General features: G+C 45.4%; 14 protein-coding genes. 1 reads left to right on the forward strand and 13 read right to left on the reverse strand.

Features of this window, described 5'->3' with window-relative positions; all coding sequences use genetic code 11:
- Positions 1-35: 35 nt before the first annotated feature.
- The 4 genes from AC14M5_RS09760 to AC14M5_RS09775 form a co-directional block, all read right to left on the reverse strand.
- Positions 36-806, reverse strand: coding sequence for an SH3 domain-containing protein (locus AC14M5_RS09760; RefSeq protein WP_484029469.1), 771 nt, complete (start codon positions 804-806; stop codon positions 36-38).
- Between the two features lie 101 nt (positions 807-907).
- Entirely contained in the window at positions 908-1,750 is an 843-nt protein-coding gene (rsmA, locus tag AC14M5_RS09765; RefSeq protein WP_484029470.1) for a 16S rRNA (adenine(1518)-N(6)/adenine(1519)-N(6))-dimethyltransferase RsmA, read from the reverse strand.
- Positions 1,747-2,871: an LCP family protein gene (locus AC14M5_RS09770; protein ID WP_484029471.1), complete on the reverse strand. Its 1,125-nt coding sequence runs from the start codon at positions 2,869-2,871 to the stop codon at positions 1,747-1,749. Before AC14M5_RS09770 ends, rsmA begins: the two co-directional genes overlap by 4 nt.
- Positions 2,872-2,980: 109 nt before the next feature.
- Positions 2,981-4,201 carry a G5 domain-containing protein gene (locus AC14M5_RS09775; protein WP_484029472.1) on the reverse strand — a complete coding sequence of 407 codons (1,221 nt, stop codon included), beginning with the start codon at positions 4,199-4,201 and terminating at the stop codon, positions 2,981-2,983.
- A 56-nt stretch (positions 4,202-4,257) separates the two neighbouring features.
- Between AC14M5_RS09775 and AC14M5_RS09780 the strand changes: the two genes are divergently transcribed.
- Positions 4,258-5,028: a TrmH family RNA methyltransferase gene (locus tag AC14M5_RS09780; RefSeq protein ID WP_484029473.1), complete on the forward strand. Its 771-nt coding sequence runs from the start codon at positions 4,258-4,260 to the stop codon at positions 5,026-5,028.
- Positions 5,029-5,041: 13 nt separating this feature from the next.
- On the opposite strand, the gene AC14M5_RS09785 is transcribed toward AC14M5_RS09780, so the two are convergent.
- The 9 genes from AC14M5_RS09785 to AC14M5_RS09825 form a co-directional block, all read right to left on the reverse strand.
- The gene (locus AC14M5_RS09785) at positions 5,042-5,569 is read right to left on the reverse strand and encodes a hypothetical protein (RefSeq protein ID WP_484029474.1); all 528 of its coding nucleotides are present in this window, start codon (positions 5,567-5,569) and stop codon (positions 5,042-5,044) included.
- Positions 5,570-5,647: 78 nt separating this feature from the next.
- Entirely contained in the window at positions 5,648-6,157 is a 510-nt protein-coding gene (locus AC14M5_RS09790) for a ClbS/DfsB family four-helix bundle protein (protein ID WP_484029475.1), read from the reverse strand.
- A gap of 38 nt (positions 6,158-6,195) precedes the next feature.
- The gene (locus AC14M5_RS09795; RefSeq protein ID WP_484029476.1) at positions 6,196-6,639 is read right to left on the reverse strand and encodes a hypothetical protein; all 444 of its coding nucleotides are present in this window, start codon (positions 6,637-6,639) and stop codon (positions 6,196-6,198) included.
- Between the two features lie 206 nt (positions 6,640-6,845).
- Positions 6,846-7,934 (reverse strand): acyltransferase family protein, encoded by a 1,089-nt coding sequence (locus AC14M5_RS09800; protein WP_484029477.1) that lies wholly within the window; start codon positions 7,932-7,934, stop codon positions 6,846-6,848.
- Between the two features lie 88 nt (positions 7,935-8,022).
- Entirely contained in the window at positions 8,023-8,217 is a 195-nt protein-coding gene (locus AC14M5_RS09805) for a hypothetical protein (protein WP_484029478.1), read from the reverse strand.
- Positions 8,218-8,256: 39 nt separating this feature from the next.
- Positions 8,257-8,442, reverse strand: coding sequence for a hypothetical protein (locus tag AC14M5_RS09810; RefSeq protein ID WP_484029479.1), 186 nt, complete (start codon positions 8,440-8,442; stop codon positions 8,257-8,259).
- 110 nt (positions 8,443-8,552) lie between these two features.
- On the reverse strand, positions 8,553-9,221 hold the full coding sequence (locus AC14M5_RS09815; protein WP_484029480.1) for a hypothetical protein: 669 nt from the start codon (positions 9,219-9,221) through the stop codon (positions 8,553-8,555).
- Between the two features lie 372 nt (positions 9,222-9,593).
- Positions 9,594-11,117 (reverse strand): hypothetical protein, encoded by a 1,524-nt coding sequence (locus tag AC14M5_RS09820; protein ID WP_484029481.1) that lies wholly within the window; start codon positions 11,115-11,117, stop codon positions 9,594-9,596.
- Between the two features lie 56 nt (positions 11,118-11,173).
- Positions 11,174-11,386, reverse strand: coding sequence for a hypothetical protein (locus AC14M5_RS09825; protein ID WP_484029482.1), 213 nt, complete (start codon positions 11,384-11,386; stop codon positions 11,174-11,176).
- Positions 11,387-11,638 lie beyond the last annotated feature (252 nt).

Raw genomic sequence — 11,638 nt, forward strand, 5'->3', positions numbered from 1 at the left:
TCTCGTGGGGCTGATTGTGTAGTCGTTATGAAATCTTACGGACAGGTGAAAGTAACTTCCTTGGTTGCTGATTTGCCGCTATCGTTGAAGGCTTCTACACCGAATTTATAGGGTACTCCGGGCGGGAGTATCAGCGGCGGAATTCCGAAAACTTCCACGTTTTCTCCGAGGGCGGTTGCAAAAGCACCATTGATATAAATGTTAAAGCCTTCTTCGATGTCGGAGTCATCTTCCCAGGTAATGGTTCCGGTATATTGGAAATTCGGACCCATCGGGATACAGACTTTATTTGCGGTCAGATTCTTGACAGGCGCAGGCGGAGCGAGTGTGGGTGTGGGTGACGGAGTCGGTGTAGCTGGAATGGCAAACTCTGGCAATCCGCTCGTATTCCCGCTGACAGTGGCGTATTGACCCCAGAGCCAGCAGTTGCCTGAGCCGTTCAGGTTCTTGACCACCCAATAATTGGGTACGGATGAATTTTTTCCGACCACTTGGGTTTTCTGTCCAACTGTCACGGCCCCAACTATGTCGTATTGTGTGCTGGGTCCCTCGCGGCAATTTGTATTCACGCTCACAGTGACCTCTGGAATCGAAGGTGTGGCTGTAAATTGCGGCGTGGATGTAAACTCGGGCGTTGCCGTATCCTGTATGGGTGTCGGCGTGCTGGATTGGAGCACAAGCGCCTGGGCAGTGATCGTCAACTCAAGCGAAGGCACATCTGTACCTTGTGCACCGGGCAGATTGCAGGCCGCGAGGGCAACGATCAAAAGTATAGATGGCAGTAGGACTAGTCTCTTCTTTAACATCTTTCTCTCTCCTTTTCATTTAAACAAATTATGACATAACTTGAGAAAAGGTCAAGCACAGGAGGATGAAATTTGTACTATCTGTTTTTGTACCATTGGTACTATTTCTGTGATTGTTTTTCGCAGAGTGTCTTCCATTCTTCAATGGACAAGGTCTCTGCTCTGCGCATGAAGTCTATGCCTGCTGAGGTGAGCAATGCTTCTGATGCTGCGGGTGGTATGTGCAAGCCAGAAGAGAGGGAGTTGCGAAGCGTTTTTCTCTTTTGTGCAAAGCTTGCTTTGATGAGTTTGAAGAATGTATTTAAGAGATCGTTGGGGATGAGCGGCTCATCGTAAATATCAATTCGCAGGATGGCTGAATCCACTTTTGGGGCGGGGTGGAAGGAACTGGCTGGGATATTGGCGACGATAGTCGGTTTGCCATAGACCTGCACACTCAAGGCAAGAAGACTCATATCCCCAGGTTTGGCGCAGATACGTTCTGCAACTTCCTTTTGAATGGTCAGCACAATGCGGCGTGGTTTAACATCCCCTTCGAGCAGGTGACGGATAATAGCGGAGGTGATATTGTATGGAATATTTGCGGCAACAATGAAGTTAGGCTGTTTGATTAATTCAGAAATGGGCAGCTTGAGAATATCACCTTGCACAACGCGCACATTCGGATAAGGCGAGAGAACTGCCCGTAGCGGGGCAAGCAGCTCTGGGTCCAGTTCGACCGCTGTCACTTCTTTGGCAGAGACAGCCAGATAACGCGTGAGACTGCCCAGGCCTGGACCAATTTCCAAGACACTATCATCCTTTAAGATTTCTGCGGTGTCTGCAATTTTCTCGAGAGCAAATGCATCCTGCAAAAAATTTTGTCCAAGACTTTTATCGGCACGCAGCCCCGAACGTTTGAGAACGGCAGCGGCATCGAGCGGGGGAATGGATGCGTAGTTCATCCGCAGACCACCGTGGTTTCTTCCTCTTCTGTGGTTGGTAACTCGATGGTTGGCTCGGGCCACGAACCGTTTTGGAAACGCATGACGTAATCGCGGAGGATGTTGAAATCTGCGGCCACAATGGAAATTCTTTTATCGAAGACGGGGTCAAACTCGCGGGTTTGCGTGAATAATTCCTGCGGGAAACCTGTAAGCAAAATATTCTGCGGCGGGAGTTTGGTGCCCAGGCATGCCAGTTGACTAAGCTGCGCGGGCGTGAAATCTGTGATGACGTTATCTTTGAAAGATTCGATCAACTCGGGGATCTGTGTGACTACTGTTGGGCTGGTAAGTTTTTCGCGAAGCGCGCACAGTACGATGTTCTGATTGTCGGCGCGTTCGAAGTTGCCGCCTTCGCGATTGCGCACAACTTTGAGGGCTTCATCGCCATCCAGATGATTTTCTCCTATCGGCAGGTTTGTGGTTCGTGCGGTTGCCTTGTTGGGAATATTGACATCGATTCCACCAACTGCATTGACCATGTTCACAAAAGTGCGCATGTTCACCGCAATGTAATGATCTACTTGAATACCAAAATTTAGGTTGAGAGTGAGGGTGAGTAAACCCGCTCCTCCGCTGGGGTCATCCCAATATTTAAAGCCAGGCTGGCCGTACAAATAAGCCTGGTTGATCTTTTCATGATCCTGCCCATTTAGGTTATCGGAGATATGCGGAATCTCCACCCACAGGTCACGCGGGAATTCAAGGACGGTGACTTTTGGCGTTACAAAGTCCACGCGTACAATGCGGATCGCATCTGCAAGGCCGTAGGTGTAATTATCTCCTCGTGTATCAGCGCCGACAACGAGGATGTTCATAATATTCGGTCCGCCGCACATGGCAGAGGGAGTATTAGTGGCGTAAGCGAATGTTGGTACAAGTGTCACCAAGCCTGATGGGGTCGATGCTGGATTTGGCGTCCAGGTGGGAGGCATAGTCTGCTGGGCAAATGGCAGGGCTGGCCCAAGCGGCTGATCGGCAAATGATTGATAACTCTGATATGTATAATATCCAACCACCACTAAGAGCGCAATGGCAATGATCGAAAGAAGTGAGACGATGGATTTTTGTATAGTTGTCATTTTTCTTTTCATCCGCTAATCCGCGCTAATCTGCGCGAATTTAAAAAGGATTAGCGTAAATTCGCGCAGATTAGCGGATTCTTGAATCGTCCTTGATAGGAAGAATCTATTACTTCAAAAAATATGGTATTTCCGCAGGAGCAGGTTCAAGGAAATACACGGTGACCCAGCCTGAGATTCCGCCAATTGAGTTGTCGTCGTAGCCGAGGTCGATCCATTTTGTACGCGGCACACCAAATGCAGTTTCAATGATCGGTCCGCCACCCGTATCGCCGATGGTAGCAACGCCGTAACCGGGAATATATACTTTCATACCAGCCAAATAACTATAGATGGAATAATCCACTGCCACGATGCCGTAACCTGCGCGTGCTCCGCTTGCGGTTCCATAAGAACAACCGCCCGTGCCTGAGTTACAGGGCGAATACCACGAGGCGTACATCTCCGCCGCATACCAATACTGATAGGGGATATCTCCTCCGACTGGTGCAAGCACAATTTTTGATCCACTGGCCACGATCTGTTTTTGTGGTTCACGAATGATCGTTTCGTCTTCAGTCTCGCGGCTGACTTCCTTCCCGTCCTCGTAACGGATGCGCGTACGTACCATCGTGATTCCGTTTACACCGGGTTCAATGATTTCCTCCTCCCCAAATGGAACATCGGCTGAATCGACCACTTCCACTTCAAAAGGGATCGACTCCATTGTGAGGCTGATGGATTCATGGACTCGCGCCACGCGGATCTGCCCATCTATGGGCAACGCTTCATTCTCTAACGGGGAGCTGGTGTCCAGCCCTACCAGCGGAATCCCAGCTTCGGCCAGCGCCTCACCAACTGTCCCTGCGACTGAGCGGATATTGATCACATCATCGCCAGAATAAATCATTAAGTCTTGCGCTGGAGTGTAAGTCACTTTCATTGATTCGGTGATCGCAGTATCAACGGGCGGGTTGACATTATCATTCACGCTCAGGGAATAACCTGCTTCATTCAAAACTTGTCCCACCGTCAGTGCTGAAGTTTGAATGGCTTGCTCACCTTGCGCAGTAATAATGTTGACTGTAACGGCGCGGCGCAATTGCAATTGAATGGAATTGACTGTGGTGATGGGTTGATTGATCGCAATGGCGATTCCATTAATAAACACTCGGTCTTTTAGTCCTGGGGTAATGCCCGCCTTGGTTAACAGAATCAGTGGCATGCGCTCGCTGGATTCGATCTTAATAGTTTGTTCACTATCAATGATCGTGATAGACGCGATGTTGTTCGCCTGGCACGCCGATAAAAAAAGAATCAGCGAAAGAGCCAGCCATCGGAAAAGTTTCATGGAAAGTATTATAAACGAATGATGGGCCGCAGGAATTTTCGGATACAATTCGCAACATGAATATCATCAGCAGCACATCCAATCCGCTTATTAAACAGGCGCGCGCGTTGCATCAAAAGAAGGCGCGAAATGAAAGCGGATTATTTTTGGTCGAGGGGATTCATCATGTGGGCGAAGTGGTGGAGGCTGGCTGGGAAGTTGAATCGATTCTGTATGCATCGGGTGTGTTGACCAGCCCCTTTGCTCACGACCTAATTTCCCGCTTCTCTTTCAAGCCTCAAGCTGTTACAGCGCAAGTGATGGAATCAGTGGCTGATAAGGAAAACCCTCAAGGGATCATTGCTGTTGTCCGTCAAAGAAAGCGTCAACTTAAAGATGCCCCGCCATTCAAACGTGCGGTTGCGCTTGTCTCTCCGCAAGACCCTGGCAATGTTGGGACAATTCTACGCACGCTGGATGCGATTGGCGGTGATATGCTCTTCCTGCTAGATGGCGGCGTGGAACTGTATCATCCCACCGTTGTGCGCGCCAGCATGGGCACATTATTCTGGAAACCTGCCATTCAAACTACTTTCAATGATTTTATCGATTGGGCACGCAAAGGGACTACGCAACTCATTGGCGCCTCTGCCAAAGCGGACGTGGATTATCAAACGCTTGTCCCACAAACTCCCTGGGTCTTGATTTTGGGCAATGAGCAAAAAGGACTTTCACCCGAACAAACCGCCGCTTGTGATGTGACCGTTTCGCTACCTATGCAGGGGCGAAGCAGCTCGCTCAATCTGGCGGTTGCAGCGGGTGTGTTGTTGTATCAGTTTGGGAGATAGGCTTAATCGGTCTTTATTCCGCCAGGGAGCGGATATGACCTAAATCCAAATCGCCTTTCGAGCCCCAGCCTTTCTTTCCTTCTGGTATCTCAGGGCGGAATTTTTCATATAAGCTATAGGCCTCGCTTTCAAGTTGTTTTGGCGTGTAAGCCTTGGCGAGTCTTTCCATCGCTGCCCGCGCATCACCAAGATCATCCCCAAATTTTTGTTTGAGATACCTTTCGACGCTCTCGGGGTCGATGTCATCCCCTTTGATCGTTGCGCGCAATCCTTTGGCGGTTTTTACTGCTGGCACACCGCGCCCAAGCAATTCGATAAATTGCAAATTGGCAGGCACTTTTTTCTTATCTTCCTTCTTTGCATCATCTTTTTTCTCTTCATAAATCCCCAATCGCCGCCCTTTGGACTGCGCATTCAGCCCAGCCACTGCTTTGCCGAGTGTGAGAGCTTCGCTTTTGTTATAGCCAAGCCGCTCTGCCACAATTGCAGCCCAGAGAGTCAACACCGGCGCACGGTTGATCTTGATCTTTTTGCTTGTCATTTCTTTTACTCCTGTTTTACGAATAAGAATTTACCATTTGTTGCATAAACTACTAAACGAAATTATAAGCAAAAGGCTTTATATTTTTCCACGCACCTCAAACCAGGCGATCAATTTTTCCAGATGTTCCTGGTGATGGTCGTAAGAAGCGATGAGAATAAATGCCAGAGGATGTCCAACCAGCCATGGGTATCTGCCTGCATCCAGCAAGTCTTTTTCAGGGATCTCTCCGCCTAGTTTCAGAAAACGTTGAAATCCTTCGCTCCAATTCTGATGCACCATCGACCATGACTGTTCATGGTAGGTATTAAAAATCCAGGTATTTGTTCGGTTTGCGTTTTCTTCCCAGCCCTCGCGTAGATTCACAACCCACTCGGGAAACTTCGGCTCCCGGTCAAATACTGCGGCTTCCATCCGCGCAATAGAAATCTGTTGCCAGGCCCACAAATGTGCGATCACATCCTTGATGGACCAGTCATCAAGTACATGGAAGCCAGTGATCTCCTCATCGCTCATGCCTGCAAGCAGTTCTTCCCAACTGTTGAATTGCTCTCTCAATGCTGTCAGAATATGTTCTTTCATGTTCATGATTGTTCTCCAATCAATAAAGGCCCTTTATGGCGCTCTCATGGGTTTTCTTTTCTCAAAAAGCCCACTAATGCAAGATGACCAAGCGGTATGAGAATTGGTAAACAAAGCACAAACCCATCAAAACTAAGCCTGAATGACCACCATGTTGAGTATTCAAGGGAGGGTGGCAGCAAATTGGAAACTAACGAAATGACAAAAACCAACACGCCTGTCAATATGATCGCCCACCAACCAAAAGGTTGGCTTTGAAATTCCTTTACACCTCCGCGAACGAAGACAATAAAAAGCCGCCATCCGCTGCCAATGGCAAACAAACTGACCAGTGCCAATATTCCTAAAGCAACCACATAAAGCAGTTGCGGAAACTTAAATGCATTCATGATAAGAGAATAGGACGCCAACATTGCCAGGCCAGTTAGAGGCGTAGCAATAAGAATAGCTTCAAGGATGAGTAATAAGCGACTTGTTTTCTCTGACATTTTCATTAAGAGAGCGTCTGAAAAGCCTTAAAGTCCAGTTGAGTTCACCACAGACACCGTACTTGCGCTCGGTGCAAGTGTAAAAACGGATGAACACCATTTTTGGATAAAAGCCTTGCGAAAGCGCCTGTAAATCCCTTTTATCTGTGTTCACATCGTACCCATATGGGTATCTGCGGTTAAAACTTGTTTTTAGACACTCTTTTTTAGCTAACGGTTTTAGCCACTGTTATGGATTTGATGTCTTTTTTTAGTGTTTTGTTTCCTTTGATTCTTGACCTAATATTCTGAATAGGTTTATCGAGAGCAGTTATAAATATGAGAGACAGTAAGAAAATTGTGACTAATGAAGCAATCAAAGAAACAAATCCTTGAAATGAATATTCGTGGAATGCTTTGCCATAGAACAAGTACGATACGAAAAGACCTGTTTGCCAATGAAGAAGATAGATCGGATAAGAGAAATCGCCTATCTTTTTATCGACATTATCACTAATACTGATTATTTTTCCACCCTTGACGATGCTGTACACGAGAAAGGTGCAAAGCCCAAGATTAATATAAATCCCCACATCGGCAATTATGGTATTAAATTCAAATCGGGTAAAAAATAAACAATTAGCCAGCGTCAATAGAAGTATAAACAGCGGTGAGATTTTAAGTCTTAAATATTCAGCATACACTTTTTCATCTTTCGAGAGAAAGTATATGCTTGACCCAAGAGCAAACGGTAATGAGGCTGCTGCAAAGGGGAAATATCTGTCTTGCCATGGAAGATTAAAGAGGAAAGAACCGATTACGTAGAATATCGACAATGAAAGCCATATCTTCACTCGCATAAAAGATTTTGAAATACCCATACAAATCAAAATATAAAAAAAGATTTCCACTGTTAATGCCCATGCTGTCGGCACTAATTTTGGATGAATTGTGGAAGGGTTCCATGCAACAAAAGCTATAAAAATATTCTTAATATATTGCGAGGCGGTAATGGGAATAAAAATACTTACGTGGTAGTTTTCTACTGTGTTGCTGCCCAAGAGATAGATAAGGGAGATGGAAATTGCCGCTGCTGCCCAGTATTGGGGGTAAAGCCTGAGGAATCTATTTATTACAAAGGAATAGCTGCCTTGCCATGTATAACCGTAACTTTCATGCATTATCAGTGTCATCAAATATCCGCTTATTATATAAAAACCAAATACAGGATAAATACCCAATGGTGTTTTATCAAAAAGAAATAAATGGTAGGTCATTACCATTAGCGCAAATATCGTTCGAATTAAACCTAACATTTCATCCTCATCTAGTGGCTAACGGTTTGCCTTCGTGGAGCAGTATAAATTCAGAGTCAGACGGGGACTGGTTGGCATTCCAAGACGCCTACTCTTCCACAACGAGTGTCGCCTGCACATCTCCTTCCTTGCCGTCCTCGTCATCATAAATCTCGAGGACTGTACCAGCCGAGCCGTCGGGCAATTGCACGTGCTCGCCCACCTGGATTATCGGGCGTGAGTCGTTGATGATGCCAATCTCGCCACCCGCGGTGTCGATCAACCGATACCGGAAAGTCTTCATGTAAGCCTCCTAAACCTTTGCGAGTCCTGGCCCCGTGACCTAACGGCTTGCGCCATCGTCCTCGAGAGTGTACTGCCCGAGTGGGATCGCGGACTTGCCTTGCGGGCCCGTGGCGTTGGGGCACACGTGGACTCTGTTTGAGATGTAGAAAAAATTTGAAGCTATAAAACTGCTTGACGACGAAGCGGGCTGGCGGGCATTGCCTTTTTTGATTTCGCCAGCCATTGTGCAGCACAAAAAGCTTTGAAATTTCCCTCCTGACAACTGCTACTCATCGGTGGGCAGTGTTTGACATAAAAATAACTCGGTGGGTCTGTCATGAATATTTTATCTGTTTATTGTTTTGTTCCAATTACATCACCAGTGCTCAAAATACAAGTACCTGATGGAATTTTAGCGGGCTGATAACTTCCTGCAATAAAATCATCGTTCTGGATGGTTCCATCAATTCTTGCAATTTCATTGGGGCAACAGCTTCCATTGAAATAGATTAGTAAAGTAATATCAGACTTGTTAATCGAACCTTCAATTCTTGCATTAATACACGAATCAACATAGTTAGAGTTGACCGATAATAATTCTCCAGTTACACCGTTGCCAGATTGTGTAAGGTTGACTAACCAATTTTCTGTTGATGAGCGCTCTTTGAAAACACCATTTGAGTTTGTATATCCTTTGTATGTAAAATTAAGATCCCACATCCCTGTTACATCTAATAATAATTGAGTTGGGATTAATGTTGGCGAAGGTAATTCGAGAGTAATTGTGGGAGTTTCGGCAGCAATATCGATTTTTGGTATTTCAGTAGTGCTGCTTGGAATTATCAGTTCGGTAGAATTATCTGGCGGAACGATAGGAGTAAATGCGATTAAGCCAGCTAGTATTGTTCCTCCCGCGAATATGGCAATAGCACTTCTTGGCTTATCCTTAAATACATAAGACATAATTAAGCTGACTAACTCAATAATTGCTCCAAAGAAGATTTGTTCAGCGAAGGCTTTCACGCAAATTCTCGTTTGTTATTTTTTTTCTGCTATTTTGCAAGGAACTGCCTAACGAGACTGTCGAAAAAGTCAAAAGTGGCGAAAAAAATCCCACTTCGACATGAAAAATCGATCAACAATAAACATCCCGTCCCACCAGTAAGGTTGAACATAGCACTTTCCGCTTGTCGTTTCCCATTTCCGTGTTATGGGTTGCACTTTTTCGACAGTTTCAACGGTTGGCGTTACCTGCGTGAGGGCGGGTGTGGACTCTGCTTGGGAGCAGAGAAAACTTGAAGCCAGAAAAATGCTTGTAAATCGCACAGAATCCTACCATCTAATTAATGCTGTGTTGGAAGAGAAATACCTTAAATAAGTTGCTTAGCTCGATCTCTAATTATCAAGTTTTCGCTTTAGGAAAGAAACAATATGGTTTGTAACAATATCGTTTCGGATATATATATTTAACATCTCGTCTTCACCCCATAGATCCTTGCAGTTTGTTTTTTCTCGATAAACTTTTGAAAAGGCTGGGATAGTTATTTTTTTGTAATTATCTGCATAGGTTGAAGTTGAAAATTCTTCTGCAAAAACAGGATAAGTTACAATTAATTCGGGCGAAAAATCCTTTACTAATTTTGCAGGTATCGCACCTATTACGCCATTACCCCTTTGTTCGGGTATCCTCATGGGATGGTATTTTAATGCCGAGGGGGTCACCAGTCCGACAGCATCTATTATTTCACCCTGAAACGAATAGCCTAAGCCACCAATTTCTGACGACAAGAGTTTTGCGTTAGGATAAAAGTCGTAAAGATAACTTCCAACCTGGAGATATCTTTGGACACGTATGCTAGAGCACAGAGAAGGCAGTACTGACGGAGAAACAAACGCTGCATAGCTGTAATTATATAGATTTGAAATAGGGAGTATGAACAAGGTCGCCGCTGTTAGCCTAATTAATATCCGAGGCTGTAAAGCCGCCCAATAGACTCCAAATAAAATGGGAACAGAAAATAATGGCGCGTACCATGGTTGTAGAAATACTTGTTTTATGATGTATAAAAGGGCAATTATTAAACCGCCACCAAAAATTCCGCCGTTCCATAATTCGCACCCGAATAGAGTTGCTTTCTGACTTCTTAAAAAACTCAAGATGGCAATTGCTAACAATAAATATAATGATGGCTTCCAAAAAAATATATTTGATAACACACCGTTGAATGTGTCCAAAATTGTTATCTGATAAACAACTTGCTTGGCTATGGCTGTATTGGGGATGACTGTTGAGTAAAAGTAATAAATTATGCTTTGCAAAAATGCCGTGGTAGTACCAAATAACACTATGCCTGTTAATTTCTTTTTGCCATTTATATAATAGAACCATATTATTAAAAATAAGCACGCAAATACAATTATTTCATAACGCGTGAATATTGCGAGTCCCATCAATATCCATCCAGTGGCTCTATTTTTTACCAGGAGTAATACGGATAATCCGAGCAGTAGTATTGCCAGGGGTGTTTCCATAAGCCCGGCAGCGCTTGGCAACAACAAGCCAATATACATGAGTTGAAAGGGAAAAAATATTTTGTAAGGCGCTTCTTTTTTTGATAAAGCGCTGAGCAAGTGACTCCAGGTAAATGAGCCAATCATTACGAACACGGCATTTAGAATAGATGTCTTAACAAGAAGGGAAAAGGGCAGCCTGCTCAATACTGCAAGGACGCTGGTCCAAACAAAAGATGAAGTGGACATTACGTGTTCGGATAAGTTGAAATAAGGAAGAAAGTAGTGGCCAAAATTTTCCGAAATACGAAAATGAATGTACGCATCATCATATGCATACGGCGATAGTATTACTATTATCAATGTAACCCAAATTGTTGTCAGCAATGCCAAGATATTTTTCTTCAAAATTCATTCCTTATGGGTGAAATCCCTAACATATGTTTGCGCCACCGTCCCTGAGTTTAGGGACCAGGATTCCGCTTGGGAGGCAGATTGGGCGAGCGAGCCTCCAGCGAGCATCGTTCATCCAGCTTGACTGGATTGCCCAGCCACATCGTCCCCAAAGGAAGCGCATTGGCGCTTGGCATCCCCAGCGTCCAGCCGCTCGCCCCGACGAGTGAAACGAGTACGGGTGCAGCACGCTGTGTTATTAGAATGAAGTTGCATTGAGGCATGGCAGACAGTATCCTGAAGGAGATGGAAGGTCGGGGACGTGTCTGGGGCAGGAGCGTCAGGGACAGTCGGTTGCGGCCCTGGGATGTCCGAAGAAAAATCAGGACAAGCCCGTCGTGTTATTTGACTGCCCGGCGGATTTCAAATCTGGGACCTCGCTGGAAGAGAACGAGAGAACCCGCATCGGTAGGTGTAACTTCCAACCCAAAAATCCATGCCTCAATCTCAAAGACAAAAGGAGTGTAGCATGAAAC

The organism is Candidatus Villigracilis sp. (assembly GCF_057083605.1).